The 21,261-nt window shown below is 51.6% G+C and carries 13 protein-coding genes; 7 read left to right on the plus strand and 6 right to left on the minus strand.

Annotation, left to right across the window (positions count from 1 at the left end):
• Window positions 1-189: 189 nt before the first annotated feature.
• A complete protein-coding gene (locus BQ7483_RS05005; protein WP_072545100.1) occupies window positions 190-1,590 on the minus strand; it encodes a C1 family peptidase in 1,401 nt (466 codons plus the stop codon).
• Window positions 1,591-1,684: 94 nt separating this feature from the next.
• On the opposite strand from BQ7483_RS05005, the gene BQ7483_RS05010 reads away from it, so the two are divergent.
• A complete protein-coding gene (locus tag BQ7483_RS05010; RefSeq protein WP_072545431.1) occupies window positions 1,685-2,890 on the plus strand; it encodes a BamA/TamA family outer membrane protein in 1,206 nt (401 codons plus the stop codon).
• A 149-nt stretch (window positions 2,891-3,039) separates the two neighbouring features.
• Here the strand turns inward: BQ7483_RS05010 and BQ7483_RS05015 are convergent, their stop codons facing one another.
• Window positions 3,040-4,815, minus strand: a complete 1,776-nt coding sequence (locus BQ7483_RS05015; protein WP_072545101.1) for an oxaloacetate decarboxylase — start codon at window positions 4,813-4,815, stop codon at window positions 3,040-3,042.
• Window positions 4,816-5,087: 272 nt separating this feature from the next.
• On the opposite strand from BQ7483_RS05015, the gene BQ7483_RS05020 reads away from it, so the two are divergent.
• On the plus strand, window positions 5,088-7,991 hold the full coding sequence (locus tag BQ7483_RS05020; RefSeq protein ID WP_072545102.1) for a M16 family metallopeptidase: 2,904 nt from the start codon (window positions 5,088-5,090) through the stop codon (window positions 7,989-7,991).
• Between the two features lie 169 nt (window positions 7,992-8,160).
• Here BQ7483_RS05020 and BQ7483_RS05025 read toward each other — a convergent pair whose 3' ends face one another.
• Window positions 8,161-8,772, minus strand: coding sequence for a trimeric intracellular cation channel family protein (locus tag BQ7483_RS05025; protein WP_022021500.1), 612 nt, complete (start codon window positions 8,770-8,772; stop codon window positions 8,161-8,163).
• Window positions 8,773-8,853: 81 nt separating this feature from the next.
• Between BQ7483_RS05025 and BQ7483_RS05030 the strand changes: the two genes are divergently transcribed.
• From BQ7483_RS05030 to BQ7483_RS05050, 5 genes are all read left to right on the plus strand, one after another.
• Window positions 8,854-9,939, plus strand: a complete 1,086-nt coding sequence (locus BQ7483_RS05030) for a UDP-N-acetyl glucosamine 2-epimerase (protein ID WP_072545103.1) — start codon at window positions 8,854-8,856, stop codon at window positions 9,937-9,939.
• 148 nt (window positions 9,940-10,087) lie between these two features.
• Window positions 10,088-12,676 (plus strand): DUF5686 and carboxypeptidase-like regulatory domain-containing protein, encoded by a 2,589-nt coding sequence (locus tag BQ7483_RS05035; protein ID WP_072545104.1) that lies wholly within the window; start codon window positions 10,088-10,090, stop codon window positions 12,674-12,676.
• A gap of 12 nt (window positions 12,677-12,688) precedes the next feature.
• Window positions 12,689-13,960, plus strand: coding sequence for a replication-associated recombination protein A (locus BQ7483_RS05040; RefSeq protein ID WP_072545105.1), 1,272 nt, complete (start codon window positions 12,689-12,691; stop codon window positions 13,958-13,960).
• Between the two features lie 70 nt (window positions 13,961-14,030).
• Entirely contained in the window at window positions 14,031-14,357 is a 327-nt protein-coding gene (locus BQ7483_RS05045) for a four helix bundle protein (protein WP_317041263.1), read from the plus strand.
• A 26-nt stretch (window positions 14,358-14,383) separates the two neighbouring features.
• Window positions 14,384-15,340 (plus strand): D-2-hydroxyacid dehydrogenase, encoded by a 957-nt coding sequence (locus BQ7483_RS05050; RefSeq protein ID WP_072545432.1) that lies wholly within the window; start codon window positions 14,384-14,386, stop codon window positions 15,338-15,340.
• A 94-nt stretch (window positions 15,341-15,434) separates the two neighbouring features.
• Here BQ7483_RS05050 and BQ7483_RS05055 read toward each other — a convergent pair whose 3' ends face one another.
• From BQ7483_RS05055 to BQ7483_RS05065, 3 genes are all read right to left on the minus strand, one after another.
• On the minus strand, window positions 15,435-16,391 hold the full coding sequence (locus BQ7483_RS05055) for a DNA/RNA non-specific endonuclease (protein ID WP_072545107.1): 957 nt from the start codon (window positions 16,389-16,391) through the stop codon (window positions 15,435-15,437).
• A gap of 82 nt (window positions 16,392-16,473) precedes the next feature.
• The gene (locus tag BQ7483_RS05060) at window positions 16,474-18,315 is read right to left on the minus strand and encodes a choice-of-anchor J domain-containing protein (protein ID WP_072545108.1); all 1,842 of its coding nucleotides are present in this window, start codon (window positions 18,313-18,315) and stop codon (window positions 16,474-16,476) included.
• Between the two features lie 21 nt (window positions 18,316-18,336).
• Window positions 18,337-21,075 carry a TonB-dependent receptor gene (locus BQ7483_RS05065; protein WP_072545109.1) on the minus strand — a complete coding sequence of 913 codons (2,739 nt, stop codon included), beginning with the start codon at window positions 21,073-21,075 and terminating at the stop codon, window positions 18,337-18,339.
• Window positions 21,076-21,261 lie beyond the last annotated feature (186 nt).

Below are 21,261 nucleotides of genomic sequence, written 5' to 3' on the forward strand. Positions count from 1 at the left end.
TTAATTTGCCTGCAAAATTAGCAAAAAAGAATGTGATTTAAGAGTAAATAAGAAAGGAATTAAGGAGAAATTTCCGTAATGGCCAGCGTTAACGAACACGGAGCCCTCCGGCAGGCTTTCAGAGGCCTGAAAAACAACAAAAAAAGGAGGCCCGCACGGGCCTCCTCGTCTCTCTCTTCATTTAAGGATCTATTTTTCCTCCGCAAACATCGGATCCCAGGCCGGAAGCCGGATGGGTTTCTGTTTGAGAAGCTCCTTCACTTTTTCGGGTACATATTTGGTTTCTACCACCAGGCGGAACATGTATTCGTCAAACCAGCGGTCGGTCATGATGAGGTGTCCCTGATAACCGGCCTGCGGACCCCAACTGTTCTCCACCATCCATTTCAAGGGCTTTCCGTCCTTGTCGAGGTCTACCGCCATCAGCGTCATGGCATGGCTCGAACCACTGGAGAAGGTCTGGATGCGCTGCTTCTTGTCCATGCCGAACGTGGTGCCCATCAACGACTCGTAATCGTAGTTGTTGACGTCGAGCAGGCCGCGCTTGGAATTGAGGAACTTGCCCACGTCGCATGAAAAGTACATCATCGTGCTGTCCTTCAACGAGGCGATGGCCATCTCCTTGATGTCAGCTACCGGCAGATTGATGTATGTCCAGTTTTTTCCGTCGTAACGGTGACGGTCGTAGTCGATCTCATAGCACTTGTAATACTCCCGGCTGGGGTCGTTCATCAGCATGACGTAATTGGTCAGCAGATTCTTGTCGCCATATTTTTCCAGGAACGACATCGGCGTGTGATGCTCCGTCTCCACCGGATTGCCCTGGGCATCCTTGCGCACGAAGTCGAACTCCGTAGGCGGAACGCCCAGATTCAGCACCAGCATGCGGTAGATGGTGCCCAGCATCTTCGTCTTTTCTTCCAGCATGACCGAGCGTTTTGCGCCATTGGTTCCCAGTTCGCGAAGCTGCAGGCCGTATTCCTTCAGCTTCAGCGAGATGAGTTCGGCCATCTGCGACGTATTGTTGCTGCTGTTGGTCTCGGGCATAGCCTCCTTGGGCACCAGGCCATACTTGCCCACAATGTCGGCCACTCCGGTAAACGTACCGCCGTCGCTCAGCGGATGCTGGAACAGCCACTGCACGGTCTTGTCTTCCAGCGGCTTGTCACTGGTGTCGATGATGCCCTGCAGGAAGAGGTTCGACTTCTCCAGCTGGTCCCAAAAGAAAGGATAGATTTCGGAAAACTCGAATGCCGGCATGCCGTATTTGGCAATGGCCTTGGCCCGCATCACGTTGAGTCCCGTAAAAAGCCAGCAACGCCCCGACGACTGCTGGTCGGTGATGCCTTTCGAGTTGACACGAACGGAAAAATGGGTATCCATGTCCTGCATGTTTTCCTGATTGAGGGCCAGGTTGCGGATACTGTTGTTGCCGATGGCATTCCGCAAGGCCTTGTCGGAAGCCGTTCCCTGATAAGTTTGACGTATCTGTCCCAGCATATCCGGGCTGATGCCTCCCATATTGTCCTGTGCCTGTGCACTGAACAAGGCCGCCGTCAGAGCAAAGACCGATAAAAATTGCTTCTTCATTAATGACAAATTTTAGTATGGTTAGTGTTAATAGCTACAAATATAAAAGCTTTTTCTGAGATTTTTAATACCTTTGCACCACATTTCCAACCATATGAAGAAATTTACATTCATTCTGCTCATACTTGCACTGGTGGTGACCGGCTTGCAGGCCCAGCAAAAGGAAACTGCCGTTCCCAACGACAGCACGCCCGTTCTGACTAAAAAGGAGCTGAAAAAGCTGAAGAAAGCCAATCGGAATTTTCATTATAACATCTTGGGCGGTCCCAGCTATTCGCCCGACTTCGGCCTGCTGGTTGGCGGAAGCGCCCTGATGACCTTCAGCATGGCTCCCAAGGACACGACACTGAGACGCTCGGTGGTGCCGGCGGCCCTGGCATTCATGTTCGACGGTGGAGTCAACATTTTCTCCAAGCCCCAGCTGTTCTTCAAGCACGACCGTTTCCGCATCTTCGGAAAATTCAGCTATAAGAATACGGTGGAGAATTATTATGACATCGGATATACCACCAACCGGGACTACATCCGAAGCGATTCTACCAGCCGATACCGCTACAGCGGCGTACAAATCAATCCCTGGTTTCTGTTCCGCCTGGGCAACAGCGACTTCTTTGCCGGCCCGCAGATTGACATCAACTACGACCACTTCACCCAGCCGGCCAAGGGACTGGTAAACAACGAAAGCTATCAGGCGGCCGGAGGTGATGCCGACGGATACAAGAATTTCAACTCGGGTATCGGTTTCCTGCTGACATACGACAGCCGCGACGTGCCGGCCAACGCCTACAAGGGAATCTACCTGGACTTCCGGGGCATGATGTACCACAAGATTTTCGGCAGCGACCGGAACTTCTACCGACTGGAACTGGACTACCGGCAATACAAGGAGGTGGGCAAACGCAAGGTTATCGCCTGGACCGCCCAGACGAAAAACGTCTTCGGCAAGAACATTCCGCTGACCCAGTACGCACTGACCGGCACTCCCTTCGACCTGCGCGGATATTACCAGGGACAGTACCGCGACAAGTCTTCGCACATCGTGATGGCCGAATACCGCCAGATGCTGAACACCGACCAGGAGACGTGGCTGAAACGCATCATCAACCACCTGGGCTTCGTCGTGTGGGGAGGATGCGGCTTCATGGGCCCCACCCCCGGCAAGATAGAGGGCGTACTGCCCAACTACGGCGTCGGCCTCCGCATCGAGGTGCAGCCGCGCATGAACGTCCGCCTGGACCTGGGCAAGAACACGGTGAACAAGCAGACGCTCTTCTACTTCAACATGACGGAAGCCTTCTGAGCATCCCCCTACCCGGCCCGACCATTTCTATCCTATAAAAGGGGGATGCATGCGGAATGCATCCCCCCAGACCCGTTGCTTCTACAAGCCTTTTACCGCATGCACGCAAGCGTGCCCATACCTATCGAAACCGAACGGGAAGCAACAGACTATGCAAAGATGTCGCTGCGCTGGATGTAGGCTATCACGTCGCCCTTGTTCACCACGGCGCCCTGCTGGGCACATACTTCCACCACACGGCCCGTAAATCCTGTATAAATCTTTTCGTATTCGCCCCACGGCGTGGAGATGTAGCAGAACACCTCGTCGTGCTGGTACTTGCGACCCACAAACGGGGCAGACGACGGTCCGTCGACCGACACTTCCCACAGCACTTGTCCCCTGGACGGAGCCACCACCGGATCGGCTTTCGCGCGCTTCAGTTTCCTGATTTCCTCTTCGGACACGGCTCCCTTGGACAGGGCGGCATCCTTGGCGCGCATCAGTTCTTCTTCGAAACGCTTCTTGGCAACTCCCGACTTGTAGTCGCGGTACTGACGGTCGTGCATGGCCAGTTCGAAGAGCTCTTCGTCGTCTTCGCCATACTCCCAGCCGTTCTCGTCCATCTCCTTGCGATACTGGTCCAGCGCATCAGGATAGTTGGACTGCGGGTCGGTATCCACGAATTCGTATCCCTTCTCCTTGGCCAGCTCCACGATTTCGGGCGCCAGCTTGCCGGGCAGGCGTCCGCTCTTTCCCAGAATCATGTCCCACGTGTGGTTGTCTATCATGGTCCAGCGCTCCTCGCCCTTCACCAGCTGCATGACGTTCATCAGCGCCACGTTCTTGACGTACTGGCTGAACGGAGTGACCAGCGGCGGATAGCCCAGCTTCGGCCATACGTACTCCACTTCGTCGAACAGCATCACCAGCAGGTCGTCGATGCTCATCGGAGGCTGGTTCTTGCTCTTCAATATCATATTGATGCCCGAATGCACTCCCTTCAGGTCGGCCATCATCGAACCCATCATGCCACCGGGCAGTCCGCACTTCAGCAGCAGCGACGACATGTGCTTGTTGGTGGGGTCCATGAAGTAACCCAGGAAGTCGTCGATAAACTCCTGCGTCATGGCACGTGCCTTCATATAGGCTTTCATATTGATTTCGGGTACCTGGAAGCCCTTGTCCTTCAGCATGGCCTGTACGGAGATGACGTCGGGATGCACCTTGCCCCACGACATGGGTTCCATGGCCACATCTATAATATCGGCACCGTTCTCGCAGACTTCCAGGATGGAGGCCATGGAGAGGCCCGGACCGCTGTGCCCGTGATATTGGATGATGACTTCGGGATGGCGTTCCTTGATGGCTTTGGTCAGCCGGCCCAGCATGCCTGGACGGCCGATGCCGGCCATGTCCTTCAGACAGATTTCGGGCGCACCGGCCTCAATCAGCTTATCGGCAATCTCGGTATAATATTCTACGGTGTGGACCGGCGAATAGGTGATGCACAGCGTAGCCTGCGGAATCATGCCCGCCTCCAACGCATATTTGATGGAGGGAATGATGTTGCGGGTCTCGTTCAATCCGCAGAAGATGCGGGTGATGTCCACGCCCTGTGCATGCTTCACCTTGTACATCAGGCGGCGCACATCGGCAGGTACGGGATACATACGCAAGGCGTTCAATCCCCTGTCCAGCATGTGCGTCTGTATGCCTGCCTCATGAAACGGTTTGGTAAAGGCACGCACGGCCTTGTTCGGATTTTCGCCATACAGCAGGTTCACTTGCTCGAAAGCACCGCCGTTGGTTTCCACTCTCGCAAAACAGCCCATCTCGACAATCAGCGGAGCAATGCGCACCAACTGGTCCACCCTCGGCTGATACTTGCCGGAAGATTGCCACATGTCCCGATAGACGAGACTGAACTTAATTCCTTTTTTCATCGTAGTCTGGTATTAGTGATTTTTGTTGGGTTAACTTAACAATTACAAATATAGCGGTTTCTTTTGACATATCGATATTTATATACCGAAAATATTCCGTGCAAAAGATATGTTATATATCATATTGTCACCAGCCCGCGTCAATTTAGGATATAAAAATCCGTTCCGGAGATAAATTTTCTACCACTTCCCGGTACCGATTGTGATTTTTTTATAGCTTTGTATACAGATTAACTATCAAAGACACATCAACCGAAAAAAAATGTAAAGTTATGAAATTCATGAAACTGAAAATGCTGCTATGTCTGGCTATAGCCGTCATAGCTATGCCCGCATTCAGCCAGGGCCTGAAGGCATTCCAACTGAAAAACGGCCTTTCCGTATATATATGGGAAGACGAGTCCAAATCGGACGTATTCGGACTGGTCGGCGTACGCGTCGGCTCCATCAACGACCCGGAAGCCTATACGGGACTGGCCCACTACCTGGAGCACGTCATGTTCAAGGGAACGGACAACATCGGTGCCCTCAACTGGGCCGAAGAAGAACCTATCTATAAGGAAATCATCGCCAAATATGACCAGCGGGCCGCCGAAACCGACCCCGTCAAGAAAGACGCCCTGAACCAGGAAATCAACGAACTGACCCTGAAGGCCGGTAAAATCAGCCTGCCGACGGAATATTCCAGCCTGATGGAAAGCATCGGAGCCAAGGGTGTGAATGCCGCCACCAGCTACGACTACACGTTCTATCACAGCTCTTTCCCGGCCTATCAGATCAACAAATGGCTCGAAATCTCCTCGCAGCGTTTCATCCATCCCGTGTTCCGCTCCTTCCAGCCGGAACTGGAAAACGTGTACGAAGAGTATAACCGCGCGCAGGACAACCCCAACCAGGCCGTGAGCAGCTTCTTCATGAGCAAGGCCTTCGAAGGCTTCCCCTACTCGCGCGACATCATCGGCCTGCCCGAACACTTGAAAAACCCGCAGCTGAGCAAGCTCATCGAATTCTACGATACCTGGTACGTGCCTGAGAACATGGTACTGGTGCTGGTGGGCAACGTCAACGCCCAGCAGGTAGCAGGACGCATCGCAGGCACCTTCGGACGCCTCGCCAGGAAACCGATGCCGGCACGCAAGGAATATACGGGCACCAGCATCCAGGGACGCAAGCAGTACACCGAAAAGATTGGCTACTATCCGCAAGTGGCCATGGTGTTCAACGGCGTGCCTGCCGGACACCCCGATGAGGACGCCCTCGACATCGCCCTGTCCCTGCTGAGCAACAGCAGCCAGACGGGTGCGCTGGACAAGCTGGTGCTGGACGGCGAACTGACCAGCGCCGGAGCCTATGCGCAGACCTTCCGCGAGCAGGGACGTTCGGTCGTGGTCAGCATCCCGCTCTACGACGAGAACCAGCGCCGCTTCGAGTCGAACAAGAGTGCCGAGAAGAAAGCGGTGGAAGCCATCGAGCAGATTGCGAACGGAGCGTTCGAAGACTGGAAAATCAACGCCATCAAGGCGGAAATGTGCCGCCAGTTCGACCTGGCCATGGAGAAGAACGAGCAGAAAGCCATGATTCTGATGAACGCCTTCTGCAACGGACAGGACCTGAACGAGATACTGAACTACAAGGACAAAATCATGGCCGTGACCAACGACGACGTGAAGCGTGTGGCCAAGCAATACCTGTCCAAGAACTACCTGGCCCTCTACATCGAGCAGGGCAAAGCCAAGAAGAACGAGAAGATAGCCAAGCCCAACTACAAGCCGGTAGAACCGCCCGTGGGCCAGCAGTCGCTCTACGCCCTGCAGTTCAAGAACCTGCCCATCGGCCACGTGGCCGAGAACTTCCTCGACTTCAGCGACGTGCAGGTGAAGCAGCTGAACGACCGGTCCAAGGTGTACTATACGCCCAACAAGGAGAACAACATCTTCCAGCTCGTCCTGCAATATGGTGCCGGAACGGATGAATTCCCCAAACTGGACATTGCCGCCAGCCTGATGAACAATGCCGGCGTGATGGGCCTCTACGAACCGCAACAGCTGAAGGAGGAACTGAGCAAGCTGAACGCTACCTGCTACGTGTCGGCCAGCTCCAACTACCTGACCATCGTGATGGAAGGTTTCGAGGAAACGCTGCCCCAGGCCTGCCAGCTCCTGTCCCGACAGATACTGATGCCCAAACTGGACGACAAGCAGCTGGCCCAGCTGAAGGGAAACATCCTGAGTACCCGCCAGCAGCGCAAGGAGAACGTCAGCACCCTGAACGAAGCCCTGCGCCAGTACCTGCTCTACGGCGACAAGTCGGACTACATCGACGAACTGACCGACAAGGAAGTGCTGGAGCTGCAAATCTCGGAACTGACCGGCGACATCAACCGCGCCTCCAACTTCGAATCAAAGATTTTCTATACCGGCACCCTGCCGTTCGACAACGTCTACACCATCCTGAGCCAGAACCTCCCGCTGGTAGCCAACGAACGCCCGTCCGAATCGCCGCGCGTGAAGCCCATGCAGAGCGTCAGCGAAAACACCATCTACTTCCTGCCGAACAGCGATGCCGAACAGGCACAGATCCACTTCTACCTGCCCATGCAGACGGCCGACAAGAAGGATGACGTGCTGCGCGACGCCTTCAACCAGTACTTCGGCCTGGACTTCACGGGACTGGTACTGAACGAAATCCGCGAGAAACGCTCCATGGCCTACACGGCCTATGCCTACGCCGCCACGCAGGGAATAGCCGGCAAAGCCAGCTACCTGTACGGAAGCATCGGTACGCAGAACGACAAGGCCAACGATGCCGTCGACGTGTTCATGGGACTCATCAACGACATGCCGCAGAACGCCGACCGCATCGACAACATCAAGAGCTACCTGCGCCAGTCGGCCCTGACCAACCATCCCGACTTCCGCACCAAAGCGATGTATCTGGTGAACCTCGGCTACCAGGGCTATACCGAAGACCCGGCCAAGGAGCAGTTGCCGCAAATCGATGCCCTGACCTTCGACGACATTGTGAAGTTCTACAAGGAAAACATCCAGGGCAAGCCCTATGCCATCGCCATCATGGGCAACCCCAAGATGATAGACTTGAAGAAGTTGGAGAAATATGGCAAGGTGGTGAAACTGAACGACAAGAAGCTGTTCAACACGACAGACACGCTGTTCTGACGGGGACAGCCCGCAACCACCCGCCGGATGGCATCCTCACGAAGCACTGCATGACCCTCTGACGAAGTGCTTCGTGAGGGGGTGACGAAGCACTGCATGAGGGGGTAACGAAGCACTGCGTCAGACCCTGAGAAAGCACTTCGTCGGGATACCATAAATAAAGAAACTGTCAGGCATGCCCCGACAGCGTCGGCAGGCAAATCTTGTACTTCACGGCCAGAATGCGCGTCAGGAAAACCACAATACCGCAGGCTATCTGACAGATGTAATCGTCCACCTGTGCCAGCGCGCACACCCAGTAGACCAATCCGCCTACCACGCAGGCCACCGCATAAATCTCCTTACGGAATATCAGCGGGATTTCGTTGATGAACACGTCGCGGATAACGCCGCCCGCAGCACCCGTCATGCTGCCCATGATGATGGCCACCCAGAAAGGATAACCCAGCGACAGACTCTTGCCCACACCTACGACCGTAAACAGGGCCAGGCCAATGGTATCGAAAAAGAAAAACGTGTTGTTCAGATGGATGAGGTGCTTGCCGAACATGGTCACGAAGATCAGGGCAAGACCCGTACAGATGAGATAAATAGGATCGGTCATCCAGCCGGGCGTCACGTCGAGCAGCAAGTCGCGCAGCGTACCACCGCCCACAGCCGTGGCAAAACCAACCACATAAGCGCCAAACCAGTCAAAGCGTTTGGCCGAGGCCAGACGGATGCCGCTGATAGCAAAAGCAAACGTCCCCACAAAATCGAGTATCTGAACAAATGTAGGCATATACATGAAATTTCCTGCAAAGTAACGAATAAAATTCCATTAGAAAACGTACTTTTGTGAAAGATTTAAAAGGTTCGACTCATGAAAATAACCATTGTAGCGGGCGCACGCCCCAATTTTATGAAAATAGCTCCCCTGTGCCGCGCCATGGACGCCGCACGCGAAGCGGGTCAGGACATTACCTACCGGGTGGTCTATACCGGTCCGGAAAACGACCCGGCCCTGGAGCCCTCCCTCTTTTCCGACCTGGACATGAAGAAACCCGACGCTTATCTGGGCGTCACGGGCACCGACCATTCGCAGGTGACGGCCGACATCATGCTGGCTTTCGAAAAGGAACTCAACGCCCACCCGGCACAGACAGTGCTGGTGGTCGACGACATGACAGCCACCATGAGCTGCGCCATCGTGGCCAAAAAGCGCGGACTGAAGGTGGCACACGTCATCGCCGGTACCCGCTCGTTCGACATGAACATGCCGCGCGAGGTGAACCGCACCATTGTCGACGCCATCTCCGACTACCTGTTTGCCGCCAGCATGGCCGCCAACCGCAACCTGAACCAGGAAGGCATGATACCGGAATACATCCACTACGTGGGCAACATCCTGATGGATACCATCCGCTACAACCGCCACCGCCTGCTGCAACCCGTCTGGTTCGACTCCCTCGGACTGAAGAAAGGCTGCTACCTGCTGCTCACGCTGAACCGCCGCGAACTGATCCAGCAGCGGCACGTGCTCCAGTCCCTGCTGCAGACCATCCTCGACCGGGCCAATGGAGTTCCCGTCGTGGCTCCCCTGCATCCCTACGTGCAGCAGGCCATCCTGGCAACGGGCATCAACGCCCCCAACCTGCACATCCTGCCGCCGCAAAGCTATCTGCACTTCGGCTTCCTCATCAACCAGGCACGCGGCATCGTCACCGACTCCGGAAACATTGCCGAAGAAGCCACCTTCCTCGACGTGCCCTGCATCACGCTGAACACCTATGCCGAGCATCCCGAGACGTGGCGCATCGGCACCAACGAACTGGTAGGCGAAAACACCTTCGCCCTGTCGGCCTCTCTGGAGAAGATGCTGAAAGGCGAATGGAAGCACAGCACCCTGCCCGAACGCTGGGACGGACGCACGGCCGAACGCATCGTGCAGGTATTGCTGAAAAAATAATTATTAGTATTTGGGAACTGAGAATTAAGAAATAGATACATACCCAAGGGATGTTTTCCATATTTTTATAATCTCAATTCCCAAATAATCCAAATTTGCTTCTTATTTGCTTGCAAATTACTACCTTTGCAGTTCCATTATAATAGATATGAAGCAACTTTATATAACCCTCACCCTCCTGGCAGTGATGCTTTTCACCCAGCTCACGGGGGTATCCGCACAAATCAAAGGCGTCGTAACCGACTCCATCACCAACGAACCCTTGCTTTACGTCACCGTCCAGTACGAAGGCAAAGGCGTGGGAGCCATTACCAACGGCGAAGGAGAATATACAGTCGAAACCCGCAGAGGCTGGGACGAGCTGACCTTTTCCACCATCGGTTACATAACCAAGAAAATCAAGATCAAGCCGGGACAGAAGGTGCTGAACGTCAAGATGTCGCCCGACGACATCATGCTGGCCGAAGTGGTGGTAAAGCCGAAGAAAGAAAAATACTCCCGGAAGAACAATCCGGCCGTAGACTTCATGCGCAAGGTCATCGACCACAAGAAGCAGCTGAAGCTGGAGGAGAATGACTTCTACCAATACCAGAAATACGAGAAGATGAAGATGTCGCTCAACGACGTCACGCCGGAGAAGATGGAGAAAGGCCTCTACAAGAAGTTCTCCTTCTTCAAGGACCAAGTGGAAACGTCGCCCAAGACCGGCAAGCAGATTCTGCCCATCTCCATCAAGGAAACGGCCTCGCGCACCATCTACCGCAAGAGTCCGCGCAGCGAAAAGACCATCATCGAAGGCATGAACTCGACGGGCATCGAGGAATTCTTCAGTACCGGCGACATGCTGGGCACCATCCTGAACGACGTCTTCTCGGACGTAAACATCTACGACGACGACATCCGCCTGCTGCAACGCCGCTTCGTCAGCCCCATCGGGCGCGGCGCCATCTCGTTCTACAAATACTATCTGATGGACACCTTGATGGTGGACCAGCAGGAATGTGTGCACCTGACGTTCGTGCCCAACAACCCGCAGGACTTCGGCTTTACGGGCCACCTGTATGTGGTGAAGGACTCCACCTACGCCGTGAAGAAGTGTACCATGAACCTGCCGAAAAAGACGGGAGTCAACTTCGTGGAGAACCTGGACATCGTCCAGCAGTTCGAACAGCTGCCCGACAGCAACTGGGTGCTGACCGACGACGACATGACCGTCGAACTGGCTCTGATGAAGGGCATCCAGGGACTGGAAGTGCAACGTACCACCAAATATTCGAAATACAGTTTTGACGAGATAGAGCCCCGCCTCTTCCGTCTGAAAGGAAAAGTCATCAAGGAAGCCAACATGCTGGCCAAGAGCGACGAGTATTGGGCGGAAGTACGCCAGGTGCCCCTCACCAAGAAGGAGAGTACCATGGACATCTTCATGAACCGCATCGAGCAGATACCGGGATTCAAGATCATCATCTTCGGTGCCAAGGCGTTGATTGAAAACTTTGTGGAGACAGGAAACAAGGACCATCCCAGCAAGTTCGACTTCGGCCCCATCAACACCATCATTACCAGCAACTATGTGAACGGAGCCCGTTTCCGTCTGAGCGGTATGACCACCGGCAATCTGGATCCCCACTGGAACTTCAGCGGATATGGTGCCTACGGTACGCGCGACAAGAAATGGTTCTACTCCGGACAGGTGGCCTATTCGTTCAACAAGCGCGAATATGTATTGTGGGAGTTCCCCAAACATTATATCTCCGCCAAATACACCTACGACGTCATGTCGCCCGTAGACAAGTATCTGGAGACCGACAAGGACAACATGTTCGTGGGTTGGAAATGGACCACCGTCGACCAGCTGTCCTACATCCGCGACGCCACCATCAACTACGAACTGGAGACCAATACGGGATTCTCCGTCAAGGCCATGCTGCGCCACCGCAACGACCAGCCCGCCGGCATCCTGCAATACTGGCGCAACGATGGTGAGACACCCGGCGTGAAGGGCGACAAGAACACCTTCGTCCACGACATCACCACGGCCGAAGTGGGTGTGACCCTGCGATATGCTCCGGGCGAGACCTTCGTCAACACCAAGCAGCGCCGCGTACCCGTATCGCTGGACGCACCCCAGTTCACCCTGTCGCACACAGCCGGCTTCAAGGGCGTGCTGGGAGGTGAATACAACTTCAACCTCACCGAAATCGGCCTGCGCAAACGCTTCTGGTTCGGTTCGTGGGGCAAGATTGACATCACCGCCCGTGCCGGTGCCCAGTGGAACAAGGTGCCCTTCCCCCTGCTGAACCTCCCCATGGCCAATCTGTCGTACATCACCCAGCACAACGAATCGTTCTCGCTCATCAACAACATGGAGTTCCTGAACGACCGCTACGGCTCGCTGGCCCTGAGCTACGACATGAACGGCAAGCTCTTCAACCGCATCCCGCTGCTGAAGAAGCTGAAGTGGCGCGAAATGTTCCGCATCCGCGGCCTGTGGGGAACACTGACCGACAAGAACAACCCTTACAAGAGCCATGACCCGGACCTCTTCCTCTTCCCTACCCGCAACGGTGTGCCTACCAGCTACGTCATGGGCAAGACACCTTATGTGGAGGCCAGTGTGGGAATCTATAACATCTTCAAGCTGCTGCACATCGAATACGTGCGCCGCCTCACCTACACCGACATCCCCGGCGTGAAGAAGGATGGTATCCGCTTCATGATCATGATGATATTTTAAGAACATACGAACGTGCAACCACTGGCAGAAAGGCTTCGGCCCAAAACATTAGACGAATACATCGGCCAGAAACATCTGGTCGGCCCGGGAGCGGTGCTCCGCAAAATGATTGATTCAGGACACATTTCATCCTTCATTCTGTGGGGACCTCCGGGAGTGGGAAAAACGACGCTGGCACAAATCATCGCCAACAAGCTGGAAACGCCGTTCTACACGCTGAGCGCCGTGACCAGCGGCGTGAAGGACGTGCGCGACGTCATTGAGCGTGCCAAGAACAACCGGTTCTTTTCGCAAGCCAATCCCATCCTCTTCATCGACGAAATACACCGTTTCAGCAAGTCCCAGCAAGACTCTCTGCTGGGTGCCGTCGAACAGGGCATCGTGACACTGATCGGCGCCACGACGGAAAACCCTTCGTTCGAAGTGATCCGCCCCCTGCTGTCGCGCTGCCAGATCTATGTTCTCAAGCCTCTCGAAAAAGACGACCTGCTGGAACTGCTCCAGCGGGCGCTGACCACCGACCACATCCTGCGCGAACGCCACATCGAAGTGAAGGAAACCACCGCCATGCTGCGCTACAGCGGAGGCGATGCACGCAAGCTGCTCAACATATTGGAACTGGTTGTCGAGTCGGAGACGGGCGACAGCATCGTCATCACCGACGACATGGTGACCGAACGCCTGCAACAGAACCCGCTGGCCTACGACAAGGACGGCGAGATGCACTACGACATTATCTCCGCCTTCATCAAGTCCATCCGCGGCAGCGATCCCGACGGTGCCATCTACTGGCTGGCCCGCATGGTGGAAGGCGGCGAAGACCCGGCCTTCATCGCCCGCCGCCTGGTGATATCCGCTTCGGAAGACATCGGGCTGGCCAATCCCAACGCCCTGCTGCTGGCCAACGCCTGCTTCGACGCCGTGATGAAGGTAGGCTGGCCCGAAGGCCGCATCCCCCTGGCCGAAACGACCATCTATCTGGCCACCAGCCCCAAGAGCAACTCCGCTTACATGGCCATCAACGATGCGCTGGAACTGGTCCGGCAGACCGGCAACCTTCCCGTCCCCCTTCATCTGCGCAATGCCCCCACCAAGCTGATGAAACAACTGGGCTACGGAGAAGACTACAAGTATGCCCACGACTATCCGGGGCACTTCGTCCGCCAGCAGTTCCTGCCCGACGAACTGAAAGACCACAGCATCTGGCATCCGCAGGAAAATGCGGCCGAAGCCAAACACAAGGAACGGATGCAGGCGTTGTGGGGAAAAGAACGGTTTAATTAAATATAAAATATCAAATATAAAATATTAAATATATGGGGAAAAGGTTTATATACTGAATGACAAATCTGTTTTGTTTGCTATAAGGATTATCAAATTATACAAATATTTAAAGGAAGACAAGAACGAACAAGTCATGAGCAAACAACTTTTACGGAGCGGTACTTCAATAGGCGCCAACATCAGTGAGTCTGTTTATGCAGAATCTTCCTCTGACTATATACATAAACTTGCTATCGCCCAAAAAGAATGCTCTGAAACATTATATTGGTTACAAATTCTAAAACAGACCAATTATCTGACCGAGAAACAATTTCTATCTATAGATAATGATTGTAGAGAACTTATCAAGCTACTAACCGCAACCATACTTACAATGAAGAAAAAAAATAATATTTGATATTTGATATTTAATATTTGGATAACATGAAAATTGTAGCGCTCGACGGCTATGCCGCCAATCCCGGAGACCTCTCCTGGGACGAAATGAAGAAGTTGGGCGAATGTGTCGTCTATGACCGTACCGCCCCCGCAGAAGTAGTGGAACGCGCCGAAGGTGCCGACGTACTTCTCACCAACAAAGTGGTCATTACAGCCGAACACATGGCCGCCCTGCCCCAGCTGAAATACATCGGTGTGATGGCTACCGGATACAACATCGTAGATACTGCTGCCGCCAAAGAACGTGGCATCACCGTGACCAACATTCCCGCCTACAGTACCGACTCCGTGGCCCAAATGGTCTTTGCCCACCTGCTGAACATCGCCCAGCAGGTACAGCACCACTCCGAGGAAGTACACAAAGGCCGCTGGACCAACAGTCCCGACTTCTGCTTCTGGGACACGCCGCTCATCGAGCTGGCCGGCAAGAAAATGGGTATCGTCGGCCTGGGCAACACCGGCATGAGAACCGCACGCATCGCCATCAGCTTCGGCATGGAGGTGTGTGCCTATACCTCCAAATCGCACTTCCAGCTGCCACACGAAATCAAGAAAATGGAACTGGACGAACTGTTTGCCGAATGCGACGTCGTCAGCCTGCACTGCCCCCTCACCGAGCAGACCCGTGAGATGGTCAATGCCCGCCGCCTCAGTCTGATGAAACCCACTGCCATCCTCATCAACACAGGACGCGGCCCGCTGGTCAACGAACAGGACTTGGCCGACGCCCTGAACAGCGGACGCATCTATGCCGCCGGTGTCGATGTCCTCTCACAAGAGCCTCCCCGCGCTGACAACCCGCTGCTCACGGCCCGCAACTGCTACATCACCCCCCACATCGCCTGGGCCAGCACAGCCGCCCGCGAGCGTCTGATGCAGATTGCCCTGGACAACCTGAAAGCCTATCAGGAAGGCAAGCCCATCCACGTGGTAAACAAATAAACCGTCGAACCGACAGACATAAAACAGCAATCCCTGGCATCCTTCCATCAAAGATGCCAGGGATTGTCATTCTTATAAAGAAGCACGTCTTCGGCTACCAGGCCCAGTCTGCTTCATTCCAAGTGCTCTCCACACTGTTCTCCACATCATCGGGCAAGTTGCAGAAGAAATCAAGGCCTGTGTTCTTCTCCAGGTCGTCGATGCTGAGGGCGTAGGTCTTCATCACGTCCGAAGGGGCAAAGTTGTCGTACTCGTAGCCATAGTCATCGCGATGCTCCATCCAGAAACCGATGGCATGATATTCATTCCCCTTTTCCGCCAAGATGGCCATGTAGTAATACTTGGGGCAGGCCAGTCCCTTCTTGGTAAAACCATTGGCATCCGTCTGCGGCAGAACGCCGTCGTTTCCCTTACGGGTACCTGTAAAGTTCACCAATAGCTGGTCCACAGTTCCTCCCTTCGTGACATACAGCTTGGTATACCCTCCGGAACGGGCCCATTTCTGCACCAGAATCTCGAACGAAGCCCAGAATCCGCCATTGAACGAACTCATCTGCGGGCTCATGTTACTGTAATAGAAAGTCTGCGCATTGGCCTCCTTCGAATAGACCCGATCTTCAGATGCGCACAAGTGCCCTTTATCGAACCCGTCACTCTTGTGGTTGCTTTCTTCGGGACACCAGCCTCCCGGCAGTTCCAAGTCCGTGGCCCATGCATCATCCGACCGACTGACATTCTTCTGTGAAGTCGTTTCGTCAAAGCTGAAAGCCACCCACGCCGTATGTTTCTTATCCTTCACCCACTCATAGGCATAATTCAAGATTTTCTTGCCATCATAAGTTACCGTATGCTCTACATAATAATTTTCAGGATTTAAATGGGGCATGGAATAATCAGTCACAAACGATTTTCCTTCTACCGGATCATTGGCATTGGTATTTTCTCCTGTAGTTGGAGGTTCCGGTTCCGGATTGACTGAAGAATCAGAGCCACTGCACCCTACCAATAACAAACTCAGGAGCATTATAAAAAAAGAATCGATTTTTCTCATAATCATATCAGGTTTATAATGGACGAAAAAGGGGATATCACAGGCATGGTGACATCCCCTTTGACTATTGACTTAAAAATGCTTATTCAGCTTGCTTCAAAGAATCTTTAACATATTCAAATTTGCCTTTCGATACAACTTCATACTGAATCGTCCATGTTGTTGTAGAGCTACCATCATAAATACCAAAATTAATTGTATAAATAACAGGTACTCCACTCTCCGCAGGAGCTGCATCAGCATACAATTTCTCTAATGCATGCGGGAAAGCCTCAGGCAAACGCTCCCACATCAAATTTTCGATGTCGGCATCACTCATATCATTGTATGTTCCCTGTCCCTTCCAAGCACTTACACGGAAATCGAAATTATTCTGATAAGCAGAACCACCATAATAATAATCATTATTGCCATAACCCGTTACATACTCAGGATGGTTTTCCTTTACCCAATCCGTTATAGCCTGATAGAACGCTGCAACTTCAGCATTACCCTTCTGTACAGGCAAATCAATAGTTACGCTTGGAGAATATACCCACTCAGAACCATCAAATCCATAAGGTCTTGTCTCAACATATACATTATCCGTATACTTCCAAACATTTACCGTATCATTATAAACATACTGATCTGAATAAGCTTTGTAATTACCACTTCCTGCATAATAACGATAAATAACAGTACATGTATCGCCATTCAAAGGATATTCAATATTCTTCAACAGATAATTTGGAATATAATTTTCTGCCTTTACACTAGAACTAAACGATTTATCTTCAGCAGCATCACCCATATCAGCATAAGCATCATAAGGAACTGACAATGCTTTTCCCGTATTACTGAATACATACCAACCTTTACTTGTCTTTTCATATAAAGCAAAACGAAGCTCTGTATTAACAGGAGTCGGAATATCATTACCAATAACGATATTATCAATCTGATAAGTTGTTGTCTTCTTATTATTCTTATCCCCCAAATAATGATATGCTACATTTATCGTTTTACCACTGTAGGCAGCTAAAGACATGGCACCAGCTGAAGCCATAGTACCATATTTATTTGCTGGTTCCTGAGGAATTGAGAAATTAGCCGTCACATTAGTCTTGCTAGCAGTAGCGAGATCCTTGCCATCGAAGTTCTCCAGAATATAAACTTCCAAGCAATCAGCGTTCCAATATCCAACACAAACATCCCAAGCCAATTGTTTTTCTGCATCTTCTATTTTAATAGCAGGAGTAACAAGCCAAGCTTCAGCAACACCATCTGCATAATTAGCTGTAAATTGCAAATACTTATTTTTATTATATTCCTTAGCTTCCCACAAATCACCGGTTGCACTGACATACCAGCCATCCAACTTCTCAACATCACCTGTAGACAAATCTTCAAAGTCATATTGAGCTACCGGAGCATCCATCTGCTGAGGAACACCATTTTCACTATATTGATATTCAACAAAGGCATAAGTCCCCGTACCTGCATCAGCCATCTTCTCGTTCAGGATCTTATACATTTTACCTTCTGTATTCTTATTCAAATACGGTGCATAAAATCCCTCACCATGAACTATAGTATAATCATCATCGACTAAAGATAAATAAGGTATATTTCTATATTTACTATTTCGAATCTGAATACGATAAGTGATATTAGCAGAGGAGCCTTGATCTACTGTAAAATATTTTTTTGCCAACCACTTAGGAATAAAATTGTCTGGCTGATTATCTGCAGAAAAATACTTATCAGACTTTACATCGCCTCCCATTTCTTCATAATCAGCATCAGTCAATGTATAAGCAATCTTTGTGACATTGGTAGGACGAGTCATCTCTTCCAGTCCTTCAAAATTATCTTCATTGTAATCGCAGGCGCCCAATGCGAGCAACGATGCCATTACGGGAATTATATATTTTCTTTTCATAAATTCTACCAACTTTAGAGATTAAAAATTCAGTTTCAGTCTCACGCTGTAAGTACGGCCCCATGCATAGAATACACGTGCATCTTTCCAAGTATGTGAAGAACCGTCGATGGCATCGGTAATGTACTCCTGATTGAACAGGTTGTCGATGTTTCCATAGAGTGTAGCTCCAATCTTGCCGATGTTGAAACGATATCTTGCACTCAAGTCGAAGACGCTTGCATCCGGCATCTTCCAAGGGTCATCATAAGACTTCTCACCATTGGCAACCAAGTCACTTGAACTGAAGGACCATTCTGCATAGTTGCGACCGAAATAGTTCCAGTCAAGACCAACACTGAGATCCTTGGTAATCTTGGCATCAAGTCCCAAAGCTGCTGTAGTCTGGGCAGAGTTACCAACCTTCGTTCCGTTCAGGTGAATGGTCATCGAAGCATGGTCTTCAGCCTGAATACCCGAAGCGTGAGTAATCTGTCCCTGGTTTGTCCAGCTCTTTACAGGCTGACCGGTAGAATCGTAGAAGTAACCCTTGGCATCGCAATCCCAGCGCCAGAAGCCCATGGAGAACATGCCACGTACATCCAGCCATCTGAAAGGTTTCGCAACCAAATCCAACTCAATACCTTGGTGGATGGCATTGACGCCACTCATGTTGATACTGATGCGGTCCACGAACACGCCTTCGCTATTGTTCAAATCAATACCACGGCTCATGGTCTTGTTCATCCACTTCGTGTGATACAGGTTCAAGTTAGCAGTCAAGAAGCTGGAACGGAATCCATAACCCAATTCAGCTGAGAACACTTTCTCGTTCACTGCATCCGGGTTGGTCAAGTTGCTCGTAGTAGACTGGAGGAAAGCACCACCCGAGAAGAACGGTGCACGGCTGATATAGCCAATATTGGCAAATACATTGTGATTGTCAGTCAGGTTGTAGTTCAAACCACCCTTGGCAGTCCATCCCAAGAAGTTAACGGTCTCCGACTTTGCATGTGCGGCATCATAGTAGAAGCGGTCATAACGCCAGTAGCCTGTGTTCGAAAGAGAACCGGCAACAAAAGCACTCAGTTTGTCCTTGTTGTATTCGGCCTGTGCAAACACACCTTCCTGCAGAGTATAACCGTCATAGTCACGATAAACTACATCACCCACCTGCAGTTTCTGGTTGACAAAAGCATCACCGGCTGCTGCTGCAGCATTGTTGGCCACCAACACATTCTCACGGGAAGAAGAGTCTACGAAATAGTCGCCACCATAGAGGTCGCAAAGTTCATTGGTGTGTACACCTTTGTAATAACGGAAGTCGATACCGCCATAGAAATCTACATATTCACCGAACTTGGTCGTATAAGTGGAAAGCAAACCCACCCAAGTGTGCTTGTTGTAAGACTTGGACATGGCCATTCGGGAACCATTCTCACTTTCCTGATTCAACTTATAAATTTCGTCGTAAGCAAATGTACCGTCTTCGTGGCGGAAAGTGGTGTTCAAAGTGCCATAAGACGCGCCATACCACTGGCTTCGGTCTGTTGACTCCAAACCTTGGCCGGAATATCCGTAACCGTTTCCGATAGAAGCATAGAGAGCCGTACTCAACGAAGACTTGCTGTCAATCTGCCACAAGTGGTTCAACGAAAGCTGAGGTTTGTGGTAGGCATTGCGGGCGGAAGTCTTTCTTTCACCGTTCAGGCCGTAACCGAAAGTAGGATTATACTTGTAAGGACTGTCGCCGTTCATATATTTCTTGGCCAGAGTCTGCCAACCTTCGATAGTCAGACCATCGTTATTGTTACGCTGGTTGTGCCACTGGGGAGCACCGAAGGCCGTGAACGACAGCTGATGGTTCTCATTGATACGTTTTGCTACATTGATAAACCAATTGTAGGCTTCATATTCCGTTCCCTGAATATATCCGTCGGCCCAAGTCTTGGCGCCCAGCAGTGTCAAGGCCCAACCCGACTTGCTCATGCCGGTCGATACATTGAACATGATTTTATTGTAACCGTCATTTCCCATGGCGTAAGAAATGGATCCACCCTTTTTGGCTTCAACCGAATTGGTCACAATGTTGATAGAACCACCCACCGAAGGAGCTGAAACCTTGGATGCACCCAAACCGCGCTGGGTCTGCATACTACGGGTCACATCGGACAATCCTGCCCAATTGGACCAATAAACACCACCCCACTCCATATCGTTCATCGGCACACCATTAATCATAACAGCAATGTTTTCCGATTCAAAACCACGCATATTGATACGCGAATCGCCGAAACCACCACCTTGCTTGGTCGCATAAACACCCGGAGTTGATTTCAGAATTTCCGGAAATTCCTTCGTTCCCAATTTTTCCTCAATGAATACCGGTTCAACCGTCGACACAGCCACCGGAGTCTTGCGGGCAATGGCCACGGAAGAAGTGATAACCACGTCGTTCAGCATCACCGCATCCGGCTGCATCTTGATGACGCCCAAATCTACGGAGGCTCCCTTCCGAGCAATTTTCTGCTTCAGGTCCTTGTAACCCACATACTTGAATACCAATGTCGCATTGGCAGCAACGCTTTGCTTGAAATAACCGTCCACGTCGGTCACGGAACCTTGTGAAGTACCTTCCACCATTACGGCAGCACCCACCAAAGGCTCGCCTGTTTCAGCATCAACAAGCTGACCCTTCACTGTAGTGGTCTGGGCAAAGGCAGACACGCTGCATACAGCCATCACAGCAATTAACAGGAAATGAATTAGATTTCTTCTCATAATTCTGTTTTTAGTTAGTAGATAGTGTTAATTAAACATTAAATTTTGTTTCCTCGTGCAAAGATAATGAATATAATTCATATAAATATTACACGCATGCTACATTTTTTCAGAGTAGATAAGACTTTTTTTGCAACAAGAAGAAACGCGGAATATAAAAAGATTGAAGCTCAGGAAAAACAATAT

This window comes from Mediterranea massiliensis, from assembly GCF_900128475.1.
GTDB classification, from domain to species: Bacteria; Bacteroidota; Bacteroidia; order Bacteroidales; family Bacteroidaceae; genus Bacteroides; species Bacteroides massiliensis_E.

Excerpts from the sequence above, each read along its gene's own strand:
- BQ7483_RS05005 (WP_072545100.1), bottom strand. The coding sequence starts at position 1,590 with ATGAAGAAGCAATTTTTATCGGTCTTTGCTCTGACGGCGGCCTTGTTC.
- BQ7483_RS05010 (WP_072545431.1), top strand. The coding sequence starts at position 1,685 with ATGAAGAAATTTACATTCATTCTGCTCATACTTGCACTGGTGGTGACC.
- BQ7483_RS05015 (WP_072545101.1), bottom strand. The coding sequence starts at position 4,815 with ATGAAAAAAGGAATTAAGTTCAGTCTCGTCTATCGGGACATGTGGCAA.
- BQ7483_RS05020 (WP_072545102.1), top strand. The coding sequence starts at position 5,088 with ATGAAATTCATGAAACTGAAAATGCTGCTATGTCTGGCTATAGCCGTC.
- BQ7483_RS05025 (WP_022021500.1), bottom strand. The coding sequence starts at position 8,772 with ATGCCTACATTTGTTCAGATACTCGATTTTGTGGGGACGTTTGCTTTT.
- BQ7483_RS05030 (WP_072545103.1), top strand. The coding sequence starts at position 8,854 with ATGAAAATAACCATTGTAGCGGGCGCACGCCCCAATTTTATGAAAATA.
- BQ7483_RS05035 (WP_072545104.1), top strand. The coding sequence starts at position 10,088 with ATGAAGCAACTTTATATAACCCTCACCCTCCTGGCAGTGATGCTTTTC.
- BQ7483_RS05050 (WP_072545432.1), top strand. The coding sequence starts at position 14,384 with ATGAAAATTGTAGCGCTCGACGGCTATGCCGCCAATCCCGGAGACCTC.
- BQ7483_RS05055 (WP_072545107.1), bottom strand. The coding sequence starts at position 16,391 with ATGAGAAAAATCGATTCTTTTTTTATAATGCTCCTGAGTTTGTTATTG.
- BQ7483_RS05060 (WP_072545108.1), bottom strand. The coding sequence starts at position 18,315 with ATGAAAAGAAAATATATAATTCCCGTAATGGCATCGTTGCTCGCATTG.
- BQ7483_RS05065 (WP_072545109.1), bottom strand. The coding sequence starts at position 21,075 with ATGAGAAGAAATCTAATTCATTTCCTGTTAATTGCTGTGATGGCTGTA.